The organism is Microcoleus sp. (assembly GCF_041354475.1).
GTDB lineage: Bacteria > Cyanobacteriota > Cyanobacteriia > Cyanobacteriales > Microcoleaceae > Microcoleus.
On record NZ_JBGJZU010000016.1, the window covers coordinates 23,138 to 43,592 of the forward strand.

Here is a 20,455-nt window from a genome sequence, read left to right on the forward strand (position 1 = left end):
ACTATGAAAGCAATTAAAGTGATGCCAACGATTGACAACCAAGGGCAATTGTGCATTGATGAACCGTTAAATTTAGAGCAAAATAGCAAAGTAGAAGTAATTGTGCTGATTCCCGAAGTGACAGAAAGTAATGAATATGAGCAATAAATCTGCTATATTTTTAAGTGTACCAATTGCCCACTGTTTCCTCCAGGTTAATTAGTATGGATCTCACTGTCACGTTGAATCAAATTACATCGCTCAGTATTGAAGACCGAATTCGGCTCGTACAAGCAATTTGGGATAGCATCGCAGCAGAGCAAGCTTACCCCAATCTTACAGAAATACAAAAACAAGAACTGGATCGGCGGATTAGCGATTCCGAAGCTAATCCAGATGATGTAATGACTTGGGAACAAATTAAAGCTTCGATAAAAAGACGCCCATGAATTATGCGCTAGTGTTTCGGCCAGAAGTTCGTGAAGAACTCGATGAGGCTTACAATTGGTACGAAAGCCAGCAGGTAGGACTTGGCGACGATTTTTTGGACTCTGTGGACGAGACGTTAAATCGAATTTGCCAGATGCCAGAATCATATCCAGTTGTCTATCGTGATGTTAGGCGATCTGTGGTTCGTCGCTTTCCTTATGCTGTTTACTATCGGATTGTATCAAGTCGGGTGATTGTCACAGCAATTTTTCACAGTCGGAGAGATCCCAAAGCTTGGCAAGTGCGAACATAAATAAATGTTTGCAAGAGTCTGGCTAGTCTTTGACTTGTATCATTGCTTAAACTTGGGAAACTAAAATTTACGTCAATTGCAGGCGTTAAAATTTCTCACCAAGCCATTCCCTCCCCCTCACCAACAAGTCATCCAAAGTTTCCACGGGCCAAAACCGCACCTTTCCATCCTGGGAACCAGTTATTAAAAACTTCCCGTCCCGACTAAAACAAATACTATAAATCGGAGTTTTTAACTCCACAAAATCTGCTTCGCCTTTGAGTAAATTCCCTTTATATCCGCTATAGTCTGCCAGTAAATTACCCTGTAAGTCCCACAATTTGGCGGTGCCGTCTTGTGATGCAGTGGCGATCGCATCTTGATTGGGGCTAAAACATACACTCCTGACGGTGCTCCGATGTCCGACAAACTGATGGCGTTCGCGAATTTTGGAGAGAATCACCTGCAAAGCCAAGAGGGGACTGGTACTGGGATAGGTAGTAACCGCCCGATGATTTAGCATCCATGTTTTTAAATTTTCCCCAGCCTTAATAGCGGCCCGCAAGGCTTCTATTTGGTGGCCGTCCGACTTAAAAAGCTCTAACGCATCGTGTCCAGCTTTTTCAATTTCCATACTTTTTAATTTGACTTGCTGATGAGCTTCCAGTTTGGTAGGTTGGTTTTGGGTCACGACTTCGCGGTCAGCTATTGCCAGTTATGGACTATTTTTTAGTTTCCCATAAAGTTATCGCACTTCATTAAACTTTTTTTCAATCTGGTTTTTATATAAAATTGAGAATGCTATTTTTTGCAATTGAATTCCATTTATCACACCCTAGATTAGCTGAAGTAACTATGAAAGCAATTAAAGTGATGGCATCAAGTTAATTCTGCTTGGTCTGACTATGGGCTTGCTGTTTTTATTTAATCACAAATCACACTCATAGTGTGTAGATTTTGGAGTGCAGTCACCGATATCTTGCTTATGTGGCAAAAAATCCAGACCTCAAAAAATTTGGAGAGCAAGTTCGCAGGCTAAGGACATCAAAGGGCTTTTCCCAAGAAAAGTTAGCAGAACTAGCTGGACTGCACCGCAACTACATTGGTGGTATTGAGCGGGGTGAAAGAAACATAGCCCTACTAAACATTTTGCGGCTAGCAAAAGCTTTAGAAGTATCGCCCAGCGAACTATTGCAGGAAATAGAGTAAATGCAATCACCTTATACGGGGCTTCCTGTCCAGGATTGGCACGAGAAGACACTAGAACTCATAGATCTACACCCACTAGATCCACAAGAAATTTATGAGGTGGTTATTCAAGTTTGGAATGAAATTTTTCAATCCAGCATAACCAGCAGAGGCTACACAATAGGAATAGATTTATTCCCAACTCCCCAAATTATGGGATTTTTTTTACATGAACTAATACCATTAGAATTCGCCAGCAAATACCCCGGAATTTGGCGACGCGATCGCACCGCCATCGAAAAAGATATTGTTCACATCCCGAACAATCACTTCTCAATTGAAATTAAAACTTCTTCAAGTAGTCGTAACACTTACGGCAATCGCAGTTATGCTCAACAAAGCGCTACAGGAGCAAAACCGAAGAAAGACAAGTCCGGCTATTACCTTGTAGTTAATTTCCAGAAATTCAATCCCAAAATGGAAGGCGCACAAACTCTAAATATTAATTTAGTTAGATTTGGATGGATAGATCGAGAAGATTGGCAAGGGCAAACAGCAGCCACTGGTCAGCAAGCTAAATTAAGCCCTGATGTAGAGCGATATAAGTTGCTGAAATTGCCTATTGAGCAAAATTTACACTCTTTAAAATAAAGATAATTGAGCTTTACTAATCTGCTTTTGTCTGAGAAAATCATCAATTCGGTTGGCTGCTAAATCACAGTATTCCTGACAAATCTCAAATCCGATAATAGTGCGCTGCAAATCTAAAGCAACAACCGCTGTAGTTCCTGAACCCAGAAAAGGGTCTAAAATGACTTCATTTGGGTTGGATGAAGCTTTGATTATTCTCTGTATAACAGCACTAGGAAATTGAGCGGGGTGAGATGTTCGCTCTTTTGATGCTCTATTTTTACCAGAAGTTACTTTAGGGAATTCCCAAACATCAGTCGGATTTTTGCCTTGGGGATTGACTTTAATTTTGCCCTTCTTTTTTTGATGAGGATATTTTACATTGGGATCGCGCACATCATCTAGATTAAAGGTATAGTCTTTAGGGTTTTTAACATACCAAAGAAATTTTTCATTGCGCGGTGAAAAGAACTTACTACCAGCAACCCCAGCGCCATAGTGCCAGATAACTTCTTGGATTAGGTAAAAAGGAATTTTGTCCCAAAGTAGATAGGGAATTGGGATAGCTTTAGCTTGATTAGGAATTGATAGATACCCCAAGTTGAGCCAGAAAGCGCCGTTAGGAAGGATTAGCCTATAATTTTCACTTATCCAGCTTTCACACCAGTTTAAATATTTATCAAGTGGTAGTGTTTTTTCGTATTCTTTGCCAATGTTATAGGGGGGACTGGTGACAGTAAGATTGACGCATTCATCAGGGAGCTTTGACATTGCTTCTAAGCAGTCCATCTGATAAATTAGGCAGTTAGGGGCTTGGAAGTACGGTTTGCCTAAAAAATTTACTATTTCAGTTAAAAGCATGATACAGTTGATGGTGGTATAAATCTATATTGCCACAAATTTTTAGTTTTTGGAACTCTACTCAGGAAGTAATTAAATCATGTATATTTCCTTAGTTCGTCTTCCTGAATTCCCAACCATCATGCCAACTGCAAGTGCACATTCTGCAACGCCGCAAATCCATTTCAACACTTGTGCCAACAAGAGCGATCGCTCTCTGTCAATCAAATTCAATTCCGGTAAAATCTGATAAGTACAAGGATTCCCCCGCGTCACCCGCACAAACCGATAAATTTCGCCTACTTTGTCCCCTCATCCCTTTGGTAATCTGGGGAAGTATTGTAAAAGATAAAGAGATCCATATGGAAGAATGGGCGAATCGTATTAGCCAAATTCGAGAAGAGCTAGGAGTATCGGCTTATAAAAATATTGCTGTTGCAGACTTCCTGATTGAAAACGATCGCGGCGAATTGATAGCCGTCATATCGTTTCCGGCTGCATCGGAATGATTTAACCACAGAGAACGCAGAGAACACAGAGGGAGATAAGAGAGATGAATAATTCCGATGTTACCGGATTTGATATCAGCGGTCGATCGACTCGTTCCGGCACAGTTAGTTTACCAGACGAGCCATTATTTCAGACTTTTGAAGTCCCACCCGGACATTCACGAGCCTATGATAGCGAACGTAAACTACTTGAGGAATTGGGATTGAGATATATTCAAACACCGGAGGTTCAAGGCAGAGTAAATTTATGGACAGAAAGAGAACCCTGTGATTCCTGTTGCGACGTAATAGAGCAATTTCGCAGGCGGTTCCCCAACATCAGACTGACGGTAAACGATACAATGTAAGCTAAGCATAACTCAATACGGTTCAGCTAAGGAGAATTCTAGCGATTGTGTTGGGTTTCGTTCCTCCACCCAACCTACGTGCGATCGTTTTTTTAGCACTAACTGAACCGTATTGAAGCATAACTTACGCACAGCCCTATTTTGAAAGGGGATCTCTAAAAGTTTAAACCTTGACAATTCCATCAATCCTGCGTATGTCTTGCAAAACTTAAAGGATGTAGTAGCTATGTATTTAGATCGAGTCAAAAAGCAACTGATAGAACTAAAACTCGTGAAGCCAGATGAACTCGCAGGCTGTACCTGCGATGAGGTAATTGCGATCGAGCAACAGTTGGGGATTTCTCTGCCCCGATGCTATCAGGAATTCCTGTTATCTATGGGGTCTAGTGCTGGTAAATTCTTGCGGGGTTCGGACTGTTTCTTTAAACATTTACCTCAACTGCAAGAGTGGGCTGTCGAGTTATTGCAGGAAAATAACTTTGCTGAATCTTTACCAGAGGATGCCTTTATTTTCTTGATGCACCAGGGCTATCAATTTAGCTTTTTTAGAGTATCAGAAGGCGCAGATCCCCCGACTTACTCATACTGCGAAGGGACTAATCAAACTTCTTTTATTAAAAGCCATGAGAGCTTTAGTGAGTTTTTGGCAACTGAGGTAGAAATTCACGCGAAATATTTGATGGCTTTGGCCAAAAAATGAGGAAATCGTACATGATTTATGCCTAAAATCCTAACATTCTCTTCACCTAGCAAATTCCTTTGGAAGCAAAATTTATGCCAACTGCAACTGCACATTCTGCAACTTGCAAATCGCTTTCAAGACTTGGGCTAATAAGAGCGATCGTACAACCCTACACTACCAGAATATTGACAGCAAATTTATGTCTGTAATCCTAACAGTCTCTTCACCTCTGCTAGCGACACAGAAGGCTGATTTGCGTCTTCTTCCTTCGCTGCCCTCAAATCCATCAAATCTTCTAGATCAGCAATTAATTCTTGCAGTGCTTCAAATTCTTCGTAAGGTATCACCGCAAATTCCTTTTTGCCATTTTTGGTGATAAACTCAGGATGTAACTGAATCATGGGTATTTCCTTCAATCGTTTAAGAGTAAGCATCTTTTCTGTGTTTGAGGCGGTAGATTACCAAAACATCTCCCTCTATTTCAAACAAAACTCGGTAATCTCCTACCCGCAACCGATATTCGGGCGTATAATTAGTTAAGCGTTTCACATCTCCTGCCAAGTTATTTTGCATTAACTCAATCTTGGTCAAAACTCGGTTTTGTACCTCTGCTGGCAAAGATTCTAAATCTTTGACCGCTTTCGGCTTAAACTCAACTTGGTAATTCATCAAAACGTCACCTATTCACAAGATAACTGATAAGCCACCAATTGTATCATTTTACGCTAATTGTAACTGCACGTTCTGCAACTTGCAAATCGCTTTCAACACTTGCGCCAACAAAAGCGATCGCTCTTTGTCAATCAAATTCAATTCCGGTAAAATCTGATAAGTACAAGGATTCCCCCGCGTCACCCTCACAAACCGATAACTTTCCCCATTCGTAGTCAATCCCCAAACAGACGATTGCTGCTGCAAACTTTTATAAGTATAACTAAGTAATTGTGGCAAACCAGCCAAAGGGGCGATCGCACTATTTTTCGCCTCCACCACCAAAATCCAGAACTGCGCCGCCCCTATCTCCGCATCCGGCTGATTTACGGCTAAAATATCCAACCGCCCTTTAATTAAAGTATCCCCATCCTCAACTTCGATCGGTATGCTATCTTCCATTGTCAGCACGATCGGAATCTCAAAAAATCCTGTTAATCTCATCAACGGTGAAAGCACTAAAAACTTAACGAGTTCTTCTGAAATTTTTCCTGCGGATAGGTATCGTCGAAAGTCATTTCTAAGTTTCAATAGTTCCTGTTGTTCTGATTCTGTCAGAGGTTCCAGAGAGAAAAAATCACTGAAGCCCTCTCCTTCTAACTCTTGGAGTTTGAGAAGGTGACGAACGTCATTTAGCGAAAGTTGACTTGCTTCTAAATTTTGGGTCATGGCTTTTGTGCGATCGGCTGTTCCTGTAAAAGATCTGGCAGATTTGGTATAATATAATATTATCACTTTTCACTAGCCTTTTACATCAGTCTATTTCTTACACTCTAGATTACCAGGAGTAACAATGAAAGCAATTAAAGTGATGGCAACGATCGACAAGCAAGGACAATTGTGCGTTGATGAGCCACTAAAGTTAGAGCAAAATAGCAGAGTAGAAGTAATTGTGCTAATTCCCGAAGTAACAGAAATCAATGAAGAGGAGCAATCTAAAGAAGCAATTTTAGCAGATTTTCGTCAAGCTTGGCAGGAAGCAATGACTGGTAAAACAATTCCTGTTGCCCAAATATGGGAGGGAATTGATGATGTCTGAGCAACCATTGATTCAAGTTGAAGCTGCACCAACGTTTACAAGAAACTTACGCAACCTCGCCAAAAAATATCGCAGTATTCGTAATGATATACAACCAGTCATCGAACAACTTGAACAGGGAGAGTTACCAGGCGATCGCATATCTGGGATTGGTTACGATGTTTTTAAAGTGAGAGTTAGAAATAGCGATATTCAAAAAGGTAAAAGCGGCGGCTATCGTCTGATTTATTATGTCAAAACTGAAAATGGAATTATTTTACTGACAGTTTATACAAAATCTGCACAAGCTGATATTCCAGCAGATGAACTTACGGGCATCATTTTAGAATACGAACGGCGTGCAGGTGAAGATGAAGAAGATGCCTAAATTTTGGGTCATGGCTTTTGTGCGATCTTCTGTTCAGGTATTATAATACGATCAACCCTTACCTTAATCAACCAGCTATGCAACTTGAAGACTACTTCAACTTCCTAAGACCTGATGACATTCGGCTCCAAGGTTCCCGCATTGGCATCGAAACAATTCTTTATGAATACCTGTTTCGCGCTCGAACTCCCGAAGAAATCGCCAACATTTATACATCTCTCACCCTCGAACAAGTTTATGCGACAATTTTGTACTACCTGCACAACAAAGAAGCAGTCGGTAAATACATAACTGAAGGGCTGGAATGGAGCGAAAGAATGCAAGAAGAACAACGTCGCAATCCTCGTCCAGTGTATGAAAAAATCCGCAAACTAAGAGCAGCAAGAGATGTAATGAGAAAAGCTGATGGCAATCCAGTATCTGTTTGATGAAAATGTCGATCCTGCATATGTTAACCAAATTCGGAGGCGCAATCCCGATCTGGTTGTTCTAGCAGTGGGAGAACTAACAGCACCTTCCAAAGGCACTCTCGATCCAGAAATTCTTATTTGGTGCGAAATCCACAATTTCATTCTTGTTACCAACAACCGTCGCTCAATGCCCGTTCATTTAACAGATCATCTAGAACAAAATCGCCATATTCCAGGAATATTTATCCTGAATTCCAAGCTGAGTATTGGTCAAAATATTGACGAGCTAATTTTGATTTATCAAGGATCATTTGATGATGAGTACCAAGATAAAATTGAGCATTTACCGCTACCATAATTTCTCACACATTCCCAACACTTACCAAATTCTCCAAAGTCTTAAGGAAAATAAACATACTTTTGTGCCAACTTATGCACACAATAGCTAAAAAGACTAACCAAAATTAAAGTTAAGAACGATGTCACAAGATACGATCGAATCAATTCTGCATGAAAAACGCCTGTTTCAGCCGCCTGCTGAATTCTCCGAAAAAGCTCACATCAAAAGCCTAGAAGAGTACCAAGCCCTCTACGACAAAGCCAAAGCCGACCCCCAAGCATTCTGGGCCGAACTCGCCACACAGGAACTAGATTGGTTCCAAAAGTGGGATGCCGTACTCGACTGGCAGCCACCTTTTGCTAAATGGTTTGTCAATGGTAAAATTAACATTTCTTACAATTGTCTAGACAGACATTTAACAACTTGGCGCAAAAATAAAGCCGCCCTGATTTGGGAAGGGGAACCCGGAGACTCCCGCACCCTCACCTACGCCCAACTCCACCGCGAAGTTTGCCAAATGGCTAACGTAATCAAGGATTTGGGAGTGGAAAAAGGCGATCGCGTCGGTATCTATATGCCCATGATTCCCGAAGCTGCGATCGCCATGTTAGCCTGTGCCAGAATCGGTGCAGTACACAGTGTGGTGTTTGGCGGGTTTAGTGCTGAAGCTTTGCGCGATCGACTCAACGACGGCCAAGCCAAACTCGTCATCACCGCTGACGGCGGCTTCCGCAAAGATGCAGCAGTTGGCCTCAAAGTACAAGTAGACAAAGCATTAGCAAATGATGCTGCACCCAGCGTTACCAACGTTCTCGTAGTACAGCGCACCAAACAGCAAATTCACATGGAATCCGGGCGCGATCATTGGTGGCACGATTTGCAAAAAGGTGCATCGGCAAATTGCCCAGCCGAACCGATGGATAGCGAAGATATGCTATTCATTCTTTACACTTCTGGAAGTACCGGCAAACCCAAAGGTGTCGTCCATACAACGGGCGGTTATAACCTTTATAGCCACATGACAACCAAGTGGATATTTGACCTCCAAGATACTGATGTTTACTGGTGTACTGCTGATGTCGGCTGGATTACTGGACACAGTTACATAGTCTACGGGCCGCTGTCCAACGGTGCCACAACTGTCATGTATGAAGGTGCTCCTCGCCCTTCAAATCCAGGCTGTTTTTGGGATGTCATTGAAAAATATGGTGTCACTGTTTTCTACACTGCACCAACCGCAATTCGCACGTTTATGAAAATGGGCGAACACTTGCCAAATGCCAGAGATTTGTCATCTTTGCGGTTGTTGGGAACTGTCGGCGAACCGATTAATCCTGAAGCTTGGATGTGGTATCAGCGGGTAATTGGGAAATCGAATTGTCCGATCGTCGATACTTGGTGGCAAACAGAAACTGGCGGAATTATGATTACCGCTTTGCCCGGTGCAATCCCCACAAAACCAGGTTCTGCAACCCTTCCTTTCCCCGGAATTATTGCCGATGTTGTTAACCAAGATGGCGAACCGGTAACTAATGAAAGTGGTGGTTATTTAGTTGTGAAACATCCTTGGCCGGGAATGATGCGGACTCTTTACAATGATGCCGATCGCTTCCGTCGTACTTATTGGGAGTATTTGCACCCAAAAGATGGCGAATTCGTGTACTTTGCAGGGGACGGCGCGCACAAAGACAAAGACGGTTATTTCTGGGTAATGGGCCGGGTTGATGATGTAATTAATGTTGCCGGACATCGACTCGGTACGATGGAAGTTGAATCAGCTTTGGTATCTCATCCTGCGGTGGCGGAGGCTGCGGTTGTGGGTAAACCGGACGATATTAAGGGTGAGGAAATAGTGGCGTTTGTGACGCTGGATAATTCGCAGCAGCCTAGCGATGAATTGGCTAAGGAATTGAAGCAGCACGTTGTGAAGGAAATTGGCGCGATCGCGCGTCCGGGCGAAATTCGCTTTACTGATGCTTTACCGAAGACTCGCAGCGGGAAGATTATGCGGCGTTTGTTGCGTTCTTTGGCTGCTGATTTGGAGGTGACGGGGGATACCTCGACTTTGGAAGATCGGACTGTTTTAGATAAGTTGCGGGGTGGTGCCTAAGAGTATTTTTGCGATCGCAGATGTAGGCAGATGAACGCGGATGAACGCAGATAAGATTTACATCTGTGTTCATCTGCGGTTTAATTGTTCGGTATAATTGAAATCTTGCACCTTTCTCATAGTTAGGCGATCGTACACAAACTGCGGGTGATCGTACCGTGAGTTTGTAAACTCCCAACTTTAGTGTACCTCATAAACCTGTAATCTGCTGTAATTCTAATTCTCACTTCGCTAATTGTTGTTTGACATATTCCTTAATCACAGGTTGTATAGTAAAAAATGTTTCTCCATTATCTACATTTTTCTCTATATATGAACGCCTTAATAAAGATGGTAAAGCATTGAATAATTCTGATTGGGGTATATATGCTAAGATTTGGGTAATGGTAATGCGATCGCCCAGATTAGCCATAGTTGATATCACCTTTTTCTCAATTGCTGATAACCGCTTAAACTGCTGATTTAATTTATATTCCAAATCCGCAAATAAAAACGTGCTTCCCTGTTGCCATAAATCTGTCAATCCTAAATCTTGAATAATTCTAGCAACCATTTTTAACCATAAAGGATTACCGCTATATTGATTAATCATATCTTGCCATTTTTCCTGATTGTCTAAACCTTGCTCTTTGAGGATTTCCCAAGCTGCATCTACTTCTAAGCCAGCTAATTGTAAGGATTTACACCCTTGATTTTCTGTTTCTAAATCGGCAATTTCTAAGGGTTTTTCTCCACTCAGTAAGACAAGGCAACTATTACGATCAGATTCTCCTATTTGTTTAAATAGTGAGGCATATTCTTCATATCCAGATTCATATTTACCCGCTAATTCTCCAGTCTTAAAAAGCATCTGCACATCATCTAAAATGATTAAACAGCTATGTTTTCGCAAGGAGTCTAGGATGAGCGATGGCTTATTATTTGTATTGACATTTTCATAAATAAATGATAATAAGTTTGTTTCAATTATATCCAGACTAGGTTTATTGCGTAAGCTGCACCAAAATATATAATCAAATTTATCGGCAATTTGTTGGATTAATTTGATAGCGATCGCAGTTTTCCCAATACCAGATATACCTAATATTGTCACTAAGCGGCATTTTTCTTGAAGAATCCATTTTTGTAATGTAGTTAATTCTTGATTGCGCCCATAGAATGTAGAAAGATTAGGCATTTCGCTTAAATCTTTTTTATTTGTAGCACAGGCATCCTGCCTGTGTATATCCTGATTTGGGGTTTCAGTTTGTGTTCCATTGGGAAAATTCAAAATAGGGAAACAACTATGATAATTATTAATAATATTATTAACCTGTGCAAAGTCTGTGGCAGAATTTGATAAGTCAATAGCTAATTTAGTTTTTTCCATAACTGCGCGAAAATTGGATTGATTCATCTCTTCTCCTAACATCTCTGATAGAAGATTCCATAATTTAAAGCCTACACCTTTAACATATTTTGCCGATCTGATTTCAGTCTTAGCAATTTCGGGATATTTTAGATTTTGCCAAGTACCGCGTAAAATAGCTTTTTGCAAACTGTTTAAGCGTTTTCCGGTTTTGGTATAAACCAGATCATCAAGAAAGGCTATGCCATTTTCAACTTTCATAGATTAGCTGAGGGCGTAAGTGCATTTTACTACTATAGCATAACTAAATGTGACTTTTGATAACTTTAGTCGAAAGAGGTAACTTTTTGTAACTTAAAGATGCTTTCAAAATAGCTACTTTATGTAACTTGGTTAGGCTAGACACGCGTTAAATTATGAATTATAAATTACCTATGGTTGGTTGAAAACGATTGAGGATTCTTTTGATGCAGCCCAATTTGATGCAGCCCGAATTGAAGTCATATCAATACAATTATCCTTTAACAAAAAATGATGTGCTTGTTTGCCTTATTGATAAACATAGAATATATCCAGAACTTTCGCAAGAGATATTATTAGCATCAAATAAATATGGCTTTACTTATGGCGAAGATATTGATACTTTAGTTAAATCTAATTCAAATTATGTCTTGCGGCATCTAATCGTTGTTGATGGATTAGATGATCCAGAATCAACGACATTCGACTATATGGATGTCATCAAGAGTTTTACTTCTGCTACGATTGCAATGTCTTATTCATCTAAACAGTCTTTTGACTCTGCAAGTCCGACTGTAGAAAAAATGAAAAAGAATTATAGTCAAATTAATTTTCTTCTCCCTACACAGCATGGAGACAAGTATATACCATCTCTTGATAAGTTAGTAGACAATGCTATTTGTGATTCTGTTAGGATTAAATATGAGCCAAAATGTATTAGCAAAAATATAGAAAAGATTTTCACCAAAGATATTAGAGATTTTTTTGGGAAGGTAAGTGCCTTAGTTGGGAAAAATAGTCTTTTTCATCGGGCTGAGACTGATGGTTTTATCTCTTTAAGATGCCCACATGGAGAAGGTTTTTTTATTACCTGCACGAAAACGAGTAAGACTAATATTGATTTAAGTCGCATAGCCTATGTTCATTTTTACGATGAGTCATCCAATTTGCTGGCATACTCAGGGAATTTCCTTCCTTCATCAGATAGTGTAGAAGCTTCTGTAATATATTCAAAAATGCTCAATGTTAGTGCAATTTTGCACACACACGCGAGTCGTCAATTCACTCGTAATCCCACGTTTTCCCATAAAATTGCAGTTCCACCAATGAGGTACGGCGAGTCAAAACTTGGGGATAGTTTAGTGAGTTATTTTAAATCTCAAGACGAAATTGATATGGCTATTATGGAAGATCATGGTGAGTTGTTCTTATCAACGGAGAGTCAGCCACATCTGGCTTATCAGGAAATCAAAAGAACCATAGAAAGTAATTTGCGTAAAGCGAAATAACAGTGAAAGCAGAGTAGTAATCAGTGAAAGCAGAGGAGTAACATAAGATATGTCACATGAATTATATTTTAATTATGCTGAACTTTATGGATTAATAGCCGATGACCGGAATTTTATAGAAGAGCTAAACCGTCTTAGAGCGTTTACGCTTCCGTCAACTGGTCTCTTTGTCGAACTTTTTGCTGGACCAGCATATCATGGCACTCATCTTCTGAATGGTGGTTGGAATGGAAAAGTTGTAGCAATTGACAATTCTCATGAAATGGAAAAAGTTGCTTGTAATAGAGGTTTTAACGGCAACTATCTGTGCGCTGATGCAATCATTGGTTTAGAGCAAATTGTCAATGCAGATTTGATATTTATTCCAAGATACTCAATTGTATTAGTTGACAAAGAATATGCGGCTAACTTATTTAACCAAGCCGCAAAATCTCTCGATACAAATGGCGTATTCTTTGTGGAAATCCATAAAGATGCAAATATTGAAAATCAGTTATATATTGGTGGAAGATGGGACGAACTCAGTATTTATAAGCGTATCCTAGAAACGCCTTTAGGTAAAATAGAGTGCATTTGGCCCTATAAAACTGAAATAGTGGACTCAGATCAAAAAATTGTGGATATGGATGTCAGAATCACCATTGCCAAAGATAATTTAGTTGATGAGTACATATTTACTTCCAGAGAACATCTCCATACAAAGGCTGATATCCTAAAGTTTGCGGATGAAGCAGGTCTTAAAGAATTAAGAGAGCGAAGTTGCGAACTCGTGGATTCTTATCTTCTGGCGTTTGGTTTAAAGGAGTGCGACACAAAAACTAACAGTCCCATATTGGCAGATACATTTCAATCAGACATTTTAGAAAAGTTATCATTTAATAGACTCTTTGACATTAGCTCTGTTGATGCTTGCTCTGTTCAATTAAAGAAGTCTGGTCTTGATGCAGACGCACATGATTCTCCCCTTTCTCTTCATGTATATAACCTACTATGAAAACTATGAATAAACAAACGATCGCAATTGTCCGTGTACCCTATTTGTCCGTATATAATCTGCTCGATGTTCGTGAAGAGCCCATTGCATCTTCATTGGCAGGATATTTAGATAGTGTAGGTGCCGCTTTTGAAGTTTTTGATTTTCACCTCGATCGTTCTGTAAACGTAGATACTTTAATCGAATTTGGAGCCCGTGCTTACATATTATGTGTTCGTGGTACAGGGCTTCATTGGAAATATGCTCTTAAAATTTCACAACATCTTCTTTCAAAAACAGAAGCAAGGGTGATTTTTTATGGTCAAACTGGCAAACTTCAATATTGGACAAGTCCATATCCTGAACGAACAGCAGTTATTCTGCACGACGAGCGAACTATTGCGAAAGAACTCGGACTGCCAGCCGATGGGCCTAATTTTAGTTCAGACTTAACACATTATCCTTATGGCTTGAAGTACATCAATGACCTCGGAATTAGACGCAAATTTTTTAAGGCAACAATAGAAACTACCCGTGGATGCCACTATAGTTGCAAGTTTTGCTTCATCAATCACGGCACAAATTATGTTAATAAATTTACTCGCCGCCCTGCTAATCTCGTAGTTAGCGATATTCAACAATACCTCGATAATGGAATAAATAAGTTCTGGTTCTATGATGCTGAATTTATTGGCGCAGATCGAGAACATTATCCGGAGGTAATAAATTTATTGACACGATTACGAGAGCAATTTCATGGACAAGTTGAAATAATGATCTATAATCGAGCCGATACATTGGAGAGATTTGGTAACTACGAATTACTGGCAGGTGCGGGTATTAAATCAATCTTATTAGGCATAGAATCATTGCATGATGATGATTTAAAAGGGATGCGAAAAGGACAAACCAGTGCCACTGCTATAAATGCAATTAGAAAATTGCGAGAAAATCAGATATTTTGTAATTTATCATTTATTCTCTTTAACAAAACAGCAACTATACAGAGCTTACAAGAAAACATTTCTAGGTTGGCCGATCTATATAATGAAGAGAATTTTATCTATTTAGGCCAGACACTTTATTTTAGCTATGCCTTTGAATCAGATTGGGCACCAAATAGCCAAATGAGGCCACTTTCTAATAAAACTAAGTTGTCTGGATCGACAAGCTCAACGATATCACCGTCAGAAGGTGTAACTTTCGACCCGTCTCTTGAACCTTTCGCTGAAATCTGCCGTATTATAAACTATGAACAAATTCGGAAGCTTTGTGAACTTAATCTTAGAAAAGAAGATAGTGGACTTACTGAGAAGCATAAAATTCACGAATGGGCAACGCTCCTCAATTTATTAACATTAAATTTGATGCAGGTTGCTTTAGATGAATTTAAGTCTGGCTCTCTCACAATACATACTGTGCCATCTTATCAAAAATGGGTATATGCTTCATTCCAGAAATTTAATAATTCAATTTTGCCGAATGAAATAGCATATACTATTACTGATAAATGGGGTGATTATGAGGGTGACTGGAACGGGTGGGAGCATCAGATTCCATCAATTTTTTAAAAAAAGGTCAAAATCTAGAGGTTATTATCATGTCTGAAAATAGAGTCGTATTTCTTACTGGCGCATCAAAGGGGTTAGGCGAACATATTTGTGGACACTTGTTAGCAAGTGGTTTTAAAGTATTTGCAACTGCCAGGAACATTCCTGATAGTGCCAAAACAAAGAACAATGACCAAATCATGTGGCATTCTCTTGATATATCTAGTTACACTCAATGCGAAACCGCTATAAATTCATGTCTGGAAAAGTTTGGTCATATTGATATCCTTATCAATAATGCGTCTGCCTGCACAGGTGGAGTTACCATTGCTGATATTCCACACGCAGGTATAGATATTGAGATTGATACAACCTTTAAGGGAGCCGTCTATCTTTCAAAAATATTCATTGCAAAGATGTGTAAACGTAAGCAGGGAAAGATATTTTTCATTTCTTCAACATCTGGACTTGCTGGTGAACCAGGCAACAAGTTTTACAGCATTTATGCTGCTTCTAAAGCAGCAATTATTAGATATTCAGAATGTTTGAATCAAGATATTTCGCAATATAATATGCAATCCCATGTTATAGTTCCATGCAATATGAGAAATAGCAACTTTGAACGCGAAGATGCTGTATCTTATTCAGATGTATCCGATCTTTTAATCAAAATGATAAACATCGGTGATAATATTTCCCTTTCTCAAGCGATCCTAAGACCTGCCATAACGCATCACGTATAAGTCGGCACCGGGCCAGGAGCAATATGTTACAGTGGTTGTCAGCAATATGATGTACTATCTGGAGTCGGGCTAATGGCTTATGGCATGGATCGCCCCGCCCCGCGTACCTCATAAACCGCAATCTGCTGCTATTCGTCGCTGCCGTGAGTTGGCAGAGTATAATGAATTAAGAGGCGACGGGCGCTGCACTTTCTGCGGTGTCATTCTCAATAAAAGTGGTAAGTCATACCGCTGTATTTTTGAACGGGAGATAGAGGAATGAGTCAGATGTGGACTGAAGAACAAATCAGACAAATAATCCCAGATATTGATTCACAGTTAGACGACAGCGATATTCCAACTGTGATTATTAAGGGTGAAGGTAGCAGTATTTTTCTCTCCTTTGAGAACCGTCGCGAGATTGAATTTTTGATTGCCCAATTATCTAACCTACTGATTCATCACGAGGAATTAGATCTGGGAGTTACTGTTAAGGGGTATGTGACAACATTTGGTGAGTATAGCTCTCAATAGGCCACAACACTACTTCTGAAATAAAACGGCTTCGGATAAATTGCGGGCTGATTTATAGGGGTGTTTAACCGCAGATGTAGGCAGATGAACGCGGATGAACGCAGATAAGATTTACATCTGTGTTCATCTGCGGTTTAGTTAGAGTTTAAGATAATTGCATGATAATTTGCTATCATATAACCATGAAGTCTTATTTTGCTCGTTTTGTTTTATGCCCGCTTTAGACCTCTACCACAATACAGTCAAAAAATCTCTCCTCAATGATGGCTGGATAATTACTCACGATCCTCTCCATCTGAAATGGGGTAAAAAAGATATGTATGTGGATCTGGGAGCAAAACAGGTGCTAGCAGCAGAACGAGGAGAACAGAAAATTGCTGTGGAAGTCAAAAGCTTTGTCAGCGATTCAGAAATGCAGGACTTGAGAGATGCGATCGGACAATTTACTATTTATCGGTCTGTTCTTCAAAGAACTTATCCAGAACATACGTTTTATCTGGCTGTTCGCGATATTACTTATGAATCTCTATTTGAAGAACCGATCGGTCAATTAATGATCGAAGATGAAAATCTCAAGCTGATTGTATTCGATCCAAATCAAGAGGCGATCGTAAAATGGATACTTTAGCTAACTTCAGAACTACGATTAAAATAGTCCTGGAACCCTATACAAAAATTCCTTACTCTCACGGCGATATAATTTGTAAAGCCGTGTTTGATGACAACTCAGACAGTTACCTGCTAGTTACTTTAGGATGGGATAAAGCCAAACGAATTCACGGCTGTTTGGTTCATATAGATATTATTGACAATAAGATTTGGGTACAGCGAGATGAGACAGAATACGGCGTGACTAAAGAACTTGTAGCTGCTGGAATTCCCAAGGATTCGATTGTTTTAGGATTTCATCCAGCAGATGTCAGACCTCATACGGGTTATGCAGTTGCTTAGTTACAGCTTATGTATGAAAGATTTAAGCTTTTATTGCTTGCGATCGAGCATCGATCGTCGATCGCAAGTAATATTTGAGTGTGGGTGCAGCGATCGCCTGCATACTAAAGTTAGGTTAGGCGATCGCTCTTTTACGTTTCCCGATTCACCGATCTAGCAAAAACAGCTTATTTACCGCGCCATAAATGAACGGCATCCGGGTTAATTTGCGACCTGACTTGCAGCCATTCTTCTAACAAGTAATCATCATCGACTGCTTGAGAATGCTGTTCGTCTTTGAGAATTGCTAAGACGTGAACTCCTGACGGGTATTTGATATGACGGATTTCTGGGTCATATCCTAAGTCTTGAATTGTTGCTAAGATGCGATCGATCGCGCCGGCAACTGTCAAATCGACGGCAAGAATTATTTGACCGAGTTGAGCACCCGGTTTGACGCACTCCAAAACAGCCATTATTCTTTCTCCTTGTAGTTGCAACGGTACACTTGAGGGCGATTTTCGACTTTTCGAGGTTGAGTTACAGATTCTAATTCAACCTGGTAGCGATCGGCTCGTTTTTGGCACTCCTGTTTCGCTTGCTTGAGATTATCGGCTAAAATCGGCTCATCCCAGCGTTCTGGTTCTTTTTCAGGATCTTGAATCATAATTAAGTAGCTCCTTTGTTGGACCTTCAACTTCGGGGAAGTCGTCTTGGCATGGTGCGGCAACATTCTGCCAAGGCGCATTTCTATGCTAGAATTGTACTGCATTTTTTAGTATAATTGCAGTATGAGTAAAAATGTTAAAGTTCTAACCATCAGACTGCCTGAAGTAGAAATGCTTCGCCTAGAAGCTTATTGCGCGAACAGCGGTAGAACAAAAACCGATGTGATTCGCGAACAAATTAGGAATTTAAAAGTTGAAGATAAGTTGCTTTACCCAGATTGATAACCTTGGTTGATTTACTGGCGATCGCCCGTCCGGGAGAAATTCGATTTACTGATGCTTTGCCCAAGACTCGTAGCGGGAAGATTATGCGGCGTTTGTTGCGTTCTTTGGCTGCTGGTTTGGAGGTGACTGGAGATACTTCTACTTTGGAAGATCGGACTGTTTTGGATAAGTTGCGGGCTGATTCCTAGGGGTGTTTTTGCGATCGCAGATGTAGGCAGATGAACGCGGATGAACGCAGATCAAATTATATCTGTGTTCATCTGCGGTTTAATTGTTAAATATGAGCTACAATTAAGATAAATTCTAGACTGGATCTGAGCGCGATGCCTCCACTACTTAGCAAAACCACAGATCAGCGAATTGTTCATCATGGAATGTGGGAACGGTTTAAATTTATCCAAAAAGGCTTTGAAGGCTCCCCTGGAGTGCGACTATTTTACTATGATGGGACGATCGAGATTCTGATGCCTGGAGAAGACCACGAAGCTTTTGCTCATGTTATCGGTTACTTATTGACTACGTTTCTCGTCGAACAGGGAATTTTCTTCAAGCCCACAGGGGCAATGACGCAGGAAAGATCGGGAGTTGTCTCTGTACAAGCAGATGAATCCTACTGCATTGGGAGTGTAAAACAGATTCCAGATTTGTCGATCGAAGTTGTCTTTACCAGTGGAGGAATCAGTAAGTTAGAGCGCTATAAAGCTTTGGGTGTTCCAGAGGTTTGGTTTTGGGAAGATGGATTGCTGAAAATATATCATCTCCAAGACTGTAGCTATGAAAAGAGCGATCGCAGTCAGCTACCCGGACTTAGTAACCTGAATCTCGATTTGTTCAAACGCTGCATTTTGATGGCGGAAACTGATACTGGGGAAGCTATTAGAGTGTTCCGTCGAGAGATGTAGGCGATCGCAAAGCGGCTCTCCTGGTATCCGATGATTGATATAGCTTATATCGTTTCTGGTTGCATTTGAATGATTTAACCGCAGAGAACACAGAGGACACAGAGGGAGAAAATAGAGATCTTAATAATTCAGATGCTACCGGATTTAATATTATGTGTCTCAGGGTAAGGATTTCAGCGATTTCATCACCAAAATTTTGTACTTTTCGATACAGTTACTACCACAAATCCAAGAGAGCCAACCCTGAATAGGTTTGTGATGCGATCGCCTGCATATTACAGTTAGGCAATCGCACTTTTGCAATCCAATGATATACCAAAAACAGCTTATTTGCCTCGCCACAGATGAATTTCATCGCTGTTGATTTGCGACCTCACTTGCAGCCAATCTTCTCATAAGTAGTCATCATCAATTGCTTCAGAATATCGCAGTCAGCTCATTTTTTCAAATTTCGTAGTGCCACACCTGTGAATCTTGCAAAATAATCCGATGAATCGACAGACGCTGAATTAAACCTTGCTGCTCAAAATTACCAAGGGCACGAGTGACTGTTACGCGAGTGATGCCTAGCAGTTCGGCTATGTCTTGATGGGTTAAACCCAGATCGATTAGATGTCCTTGGTCTACTTCCGAACCAAATTTTTTAGCCAACCAAGTTAATAGTTGATAAAGCATTAATTCCACTCTTTTACCCGCTCGAATTAGGGCCAAATCTTCCGCTTGCTGAAGGTGATACAGTAGAACATCTCTATTTAGTCCGCGATCGACTGATAATAAAGTTGCCTCGACTTTGGTCAGACATTCAATTTGATAAGGATCGCATTTTGAGAGCGGTTTGCCCACCACATCTCCAGGCCCCCACAAACCCAAAGTGACGATTGTGGAATCTTCTAGCCACGTCATAGTTCGCACTACCCCAGTTTCAATTTGCCAGAGAGCATTTTTTTGGTTGGGCAAGTGAACCCGCCGGGAAAACTGATATTTTCTCAGATTGCAAAGGTACTCAGAGGAAGATGAACCAATCGTCATAGCGAATTATTCCAGAATTTAGACTTGGGCAGCACCAGCAGTGGAGTATAGCAGGCGGAAGGAAGAAGCAAGAAGGAAGAAGGAATTCCGAGCAATGGTTTCCGCGATTAAG

Annotated in this window: 35 protein-coding genes; 25 read left to right on the plus strand and 10 right to left on the minus strand. The window is 40.4% G+C overall.

Annotated elements, in window-relative coordinates:
* Positions 1–3 precede the first annotated feature (3 nt).
* From ACBR23_RS08705 to ACBR23_RS08715, 3 genes are read left to right on the plus strand one after another with little or no spacing between them, the layout of a single operon-like run.
* Positions 4–147, plus strand: coding sequence for a hypothetical protein (locus ACBR23_RS08705; RefSeq protein ID WP_371118364.1), 144 nt, complete (start codon positions 4–6; stop codon positions 145–147).
* 56 nt (positions 148–203) lie between these two features.
* Entirely contained in the window at positions 204–428 is a 225-nt protein-coding gene (locus ACBR23_RS08710; RefSeq protein WP_341731505.1) for an addiction module protein, read from the plus strand.
* The gene (locus ACBR23_RS08715; protein ID WP_341739205.1) at positions 425–721 is read left to right on the plus strand and encodes a type II toxin-antitoxin system RelE/ParE family toxin; all 297 of its coding nucleotides are present in this window, start codon (positions 425–427) and stop codon (positions 719–721) included. The genes ACBR23_RS08710 and ACBR23_RS08715 overlap by 4 nt, the downstream gene beginning before the upstream one ends.
* 85 nt (positions 722–806) lie before the next feature.
* Here the strand turns inward: ACBR23_RS08715 and ACBR23_RS08720 are convergent, their stop codons facing one another.
* Entirely contained in the window at positions 807–1,391 is a 585-nt protein-coding gene (locus tag ACBR23_RS08720; RefSeq protein ID WP_371118365.1) for a WD40 repeat domain-containing protein, read from the minus strand.
* A gap of 296 nt (positions 1,392–1,687) precedes the next feature.
* Between ACBR23_RS08720 and ACBR23_RS08725 the strand changes: the two genes are divergently transcribed.
* Both ACBR23_RS08725 and ACBR23_RS08730 read left to right on the plus strand, forming a co-directional pair.
* Entirely contained in the window at positions 1,688–1,909 is a 222-nt protein-coding gene (locus ACBR23_RS08725; protein ID WP_340523258.1) for a helix-turn-helix domain-containing protein, read from the plus strand.
* On the plus strand, positions 1,910–2,539 hold the full coding sequence (locus ACBR23_RS08730) for a ScaI family restriction endonuclease (protein WP_371118366.1): 630 nt from the start codon (positions 1,910–1,912) through the stop codon (positions 2,537–2,539). It abuts the gene before it with no gap.
* Here the strand turns inward: ACBR23_RS08730 and ACBR23_RS08735 are convergent.
* Together ACBR23_RS08735 and ACBR23_RS08740 are read right to left on the minus strand one after the other, a co-directional pair.
* Positions 2,531–3,289 carry a site-specific DNA-methyltransferase gene (locus ACBR23_RS08735; RefSeq protein ID WP_341739207.1) on the minus strand — a complete coding sequence of 253 codons (759 nt, stop codon included), beginning with the start codon at positions 3,287–3,289 and terminating at the stop codon, positions 2,531–2,533. The genes ACBR23_RS08730 and ACBR23_RS08735 overlap by 9 nt on opposite strands.
* A 162-nt stretch (positions 3,290–3,451) precedes the next feature.
* Positions 3,452–3,640 carry a hypothetical protein gene (locus ACBR23_RS08740; RefSeq protein WP_371118367.1) on the minus strand — a complete coding sequence of 63 codons (189 nt, stop codon included), beginning with the start codon at positions 3,638–3,640 and terminating at the stop codon, positions 3,452–3,454.
* 80 nt (positions 3,641–3,720) lie between these two features.
* Between ACBR23_RS08740 and ACBR23_RS08745 the strand changes: the two genes are divergently transcribed.
* From ACBR23_RS08745 to ACBR23_RS08755, 3 genes are all read left to right on the plus strand, one after another.
* The gene (locus tag ACBR23_RS08745; RefSeq protein WP_371118368.1) at positions 3,721–3,867 is read left to right on the plus strand and encodes a hypothetical protein; all 147 of its coding nucleotides are present in this window, start codon (positions 3,721–3,723) and stop codon (positions 3,865–3,867) included.
* 44 nt (positions 3,868–3,911) lie between these two features.
* A complete protein-coding gene (locus tag ACBR23_RS08750) occupies positions 3,912–4,214 on the plus strand; it encodes a deaminase domain-containing protein (protein ID WP_371118369.1) in 303 nt (100 codons plus the stop codon).
* Between the two features lie 226 nt (positions 4,215–4,440).
* Entirely contained in the window at positions 4,441–4,914 is a 474-nt protein-coding gene (locus ACBR23_RS08755) for an SMI1/KNR4 family protein (protein ID WP_371118370.1), read from the plus strand.
* 179 nt (positions 4,915–5,093) lie between these two features.
* On the opposite strand, the gene ACBR23_RS08760 is transcribed toward ACBR23_RS08755, so the two are convergent.
* The 3 genes from ACBR23_RS08760 to ACBR23_RS08770 are packed head-to-tail and all read right to left on the minus strand — an operon-like array spanning position 5,094 to position 6,276.
* Positions 5,094–5,330, minus strand: coding sequence for a type II toxin-antitoxin system prevent-host-death family antitoxin (locus tag ACBR23_RS08760; RefSeq protein WP_371125639.1), 237 nt, complete (start codon positions 5,328–5,330; stop codon positions 5,094–5,096).
* Positions 5,317–5,565 carry a type II toxin-antitoxin system RelE/ParE family toxin gene (locus ACBR23_RS08765; RefSeq protein ID WP_371118372.1) on the minus strand — a complete coding sequence of 83 codons (249 nt, stop codon included), beginning with the start codon at positions 5,563–5,565 and terminating at the stop codon, positions 5,317–5,319. Before ACBR23_RS08765 ends, ACBR23_RS08760 begins: the two co-directional genes overlap by 14 nt.
* A 51-nt stretch (positions 5,566–5,616) precedes the next feature.
* Positions 5,617–6,276, minus strand: coding sequence for a restriction endonuclease subunit R (locus tag ACBR23_RS08770; RefSeq protein ID WP_371118408.1), 660 nt, complete (start codon positions 6,274–6,276; stop codon positions 5,617–5,619).
* 124 nt (positions 6,277–6,400) lie between these two features.
* On the opposite strand from ACBR23_RS08770, the gene ACBR23_RS08775 reads away from it, so the two are divergent.
* The 5 genes from ACBR23_RS08775 to acs all read left to right on the plus strand — a co-directional run bounded on the left by ACBR23_RS08775 (position 6,401) and on the right by acs (position 9,873).
* Positions 6,401–6,646 (plus strand): hypothetical protein, encoded by a 246-nt coding sequence (locus ACBR23_RS08775; protein ID WP_371117138.1) that lies wholly within the window; start codon positions 6,401–6,403, stop codon positions 6,644–6,646.
* On the plus strand, positions 6,639–7,013 hold the full coding sequence (locus ACBR23_RS08780) for a type II toxin-antitoxin system RelE/ParE family toxin (protein WP_180274492.1): 375 nt from the start codon (positions 6,639–6,641) through the stop codon (positions 7,011–7,013). The genes ACBR23_RS08775 and ACBR23_RS08780 overlap by 8 nt, the downstream gene beginning before the upstream one ends.
* 77 nt (positions 7,014–7,090) lie before the next feature.
* Positions 7,091–7,441, plus strand: coding sequence for a DUF433 domain-containing protein (locus ACBR23_RS08785; protein WP_371118373.1), 351 nt, complete (start codon positions 7,091–7,093; stop codon positions 7,439–7,441).
* Positions 7,419–7,781, plus strand: a complete 363-nt coding sequence (locus ACBR23_RS08790) for a DUF5615 family PIN-like protein (RefSeq protein ID WP_371117140.1) — start codon at positions 7,419–7,421, stop codon at positions 7,779–7,781. The genes ACBR23_RS08785 and ACBR23_RS08790 overlap by 23 nt, the downstream gene beginning before the upstream one ends.
* Positions 7,782–7,902: 121 nt before the next feature.
* Positions 7,903–9,873 carry an acetate--CoA ligase gene (acs, locus tag ACBR23_RS08795; protein WP_371118374.1) on the plus strand — a complete coding sequence of 657 codons (1,971 nt, stop codon included), beginning with the start codon at positions 7,903–7,905 and terminating at the stop codon, positions 9,871–9,873.
* 223 nt (positions 9,874–10,096) lie between these two features.
* On the opposite strand, the gene ACBR23_RS08800 is transcribed toward acs, so the two are convergent.
* On the minus strand, positions 10,097–11,482 hold the full coding sequence (locus tag ACBR23_RS08800; protein ID WP_371118375.1) for an NB-ARC domain-containing protein: 1,386 nt from the start codon (positions 11,480–11,482) through the stop codon (positions 10,097–10,099).
* 206 nt (positions 11,483–11,688) lie between these two features.
* On the opposite strand from ACBR23_RS08800, the gene ACBR23_RS08805 reads away from it, so the two are divergent.
* The 9 genes from ACBR23_RS08805 (at position 11,689) to ACBR23_RS08845 (ending at position 17,637) form a co-directional block, all read left to right on the plus strand.
* The gene (locus tag ACBR23_RS08805; RefSeq protein ID WP_371120842.1) at positions 11,689–12,750 is read left to right on the plus strand and encodes a class II aldolase/adducin family protein; all 1,062 of its coding nucleotides are present in this window, start codon (positions 11,689–11,691) and stop codon (positions 12,748–12,750) included.
* 49 nt (positions 12,751–12,799) lie between these two features.
* The gene (locus tag ACBR23_RS08810) at positions 12,800–13,744 is read left to right on the plus strand and encodes a hypothetical protein (RefSeq protein WP_371118377.1); all 945 of its coding nucleotides are present in this window, start codon (positions 12,800–12,802) and stop codon (positions 13,742–13,744) included.
* Between the two features lie 5 nt (positions 13,745–13,749).
* The gene (locus ACBR23_RS08815; protein ID WP_371118378.1) at positions 13,750–15,294 is read left to right on the plus strand and encodes a radical SAM protein; all 1,545 of its coding nucleotides are present in this window, start codon (positions 13,750–13,752) and stop codon (positions 15,292–15,294) included.
* 29 nt (positions 15,295–15,323) lie between these two features.
* Positions 15,324–16,016, plus strand: a complete 693-nt coding sequence (locus tag ACBR23_RS08820) for an SDR family NAD(P)-dependent oxidoreductase (RefSeq protein ID WP_371120843.1) — start codon at positions 15,324–15,326, stop codon at positions 16,014–16,016.
* Between the two features lie 79 nt (positions 16,017–16,095).
* Positions 16,096–16,278: a hypothetical protein gene (locus ACBR23_RS08825; protein ID WP_371118380.1), complete on the plus strand. Its 183-nt coding sequence runs from the start codon at positions 16,096–16,098 to the stop codon at positions 16,276–16,278.
* The gene (locus ACBR23_RS08830) at positions 16,275–16,529 is read left to right on the plus strand and encodes a hypothetical protein (protein ID WP_340523243.1); all 255 of its coding nucleotides are present in this window, start codon (positions 16,275–16,277) and stop codon (positions 16,527–16,529) included. Before ACBR23_RS08825 ends, ACBR23_RS08830 begins: the two co-directional genes overlap by 4 nt.
* Before the next feature lie 211 nt (positions 16,530–16,740).
* Positions 16,741–17,157, plus strand: a complete 417-nt coding sequence (locus ACBR23_RS08835; protein ID WP_371117142.1) for an element excision factor XisH family protein — start codon at positions 16,741–16,743, stop codon at positions 17,155–17,157.
* Entirely contained in the window at positions 17,145–17,480 is a 336-nt protein-coding gene (locus tag ACBR23_RS08840; RefSeq protein ID WP_341739213.1) for a XisI protein, read from the plus strand. The genes ACBR23_RS08835 and ACBR23_RS08840 overlap by 13 nt, the downstream gene beginning before the upstream one ends.
* A 13-nt stretch (positions 17,481–17,493) precedes the next feature.
* Entirely contained in the window at positions 17,494–17,637 is a 144-nt protein-coding gene (locus ACBR23_RS08845) for a hypothetical protein (RefSeq protein WP_371118381.1), read from the plus strand.
* Between the two features lie 10 nt (positions 17,638–17,647).
* On the opposite strand, the gene ACBR23_RS08850 is transcribed toward ACBR23_RS08845, so the two are convergent.
* Entirely contained in the window at positions 17,648–17,935 is a 288-nt protein-coding gene (locus ACBR23_RS08850) for a hypothetical protein (RefSeq protein ID WP_341739215.1), read from the minus strand.
* On the minus strand, positions 17,935–18,126 hold the full coding sequence (locus ACBR23_RS08855; RefSeq protein ID WP_371118382.1) for a hypothetical protein: 192 nt from the start codon (positions 18,124–18,126) through the stop codon (positions 17,935–17,937). Before ACBR23_RS08855 ends, ACBR23_RS08850 begins: the two co-directional genes overlap by 1 nt.
* A 124-nt stretch (positions 18,127–18,250) precedes the next feature.
* On the opposite strand from ACBR23_RS08855, the gene ACBR23_RS08860 reads away from it, so the two are divergent.
* From ACBR23_RS08860 to ACBR23_RS08870, 3 genes are all read left to right on the plus strand, one after another.
* Positions 18,251–18,409, plus strand: coding sequence for a hypothetical protein (locus ACBR23_RS08860; protein ID WP_293339280.1), 159 nt, complete (start codon positions 18,251–18,253; stop codon positions 18,407–18,409).
* 5 nt (positions 18,410–18,414) lie between these two features.
* The gene (locus tag ACBR23_RS08865; protein ID WP_341739217.1) at positions 18,415–18,600 is read left to right on the plus strand and encodes a hypothetical protein; all 186 of its coding nucleotides are present in this window, start codon (positions 18,415–18,417) and stop codon (positions 18,598–18,600) included.
* Positions 18,601–18,735: 135 nt separating this feature from the next.
* On the plus strand, positions 18,736–19,314 hold the full coding sequence (locus ACBR23_RS08870; protein WP_371118383.1) for a Uma2 family endonuclease: 579 nt from the start codon (positions 18,736–18,738) through the stop codon (positions 19,312–19,314).
* 444 nt (positions 19,315–19,758) lie between these two features.
* Here the strand turns inward: ACBR23_RS08870 and ACBR23_RS08875 are convergent, their stop codons facing one another.
* Complete coding sequence (locus ACBR23_RS08875; protein WP_371118384.1) at positions 19,759–20,343, minus strand: Crp/Fnr family transcriptional regulator; 585 nt, start codon at positions 20,341–20,343, stop codon at positions 19,759–19,761.
* Between the last annotated feature and the right edge of the window lie 112 nt (positions 20,344–20,455).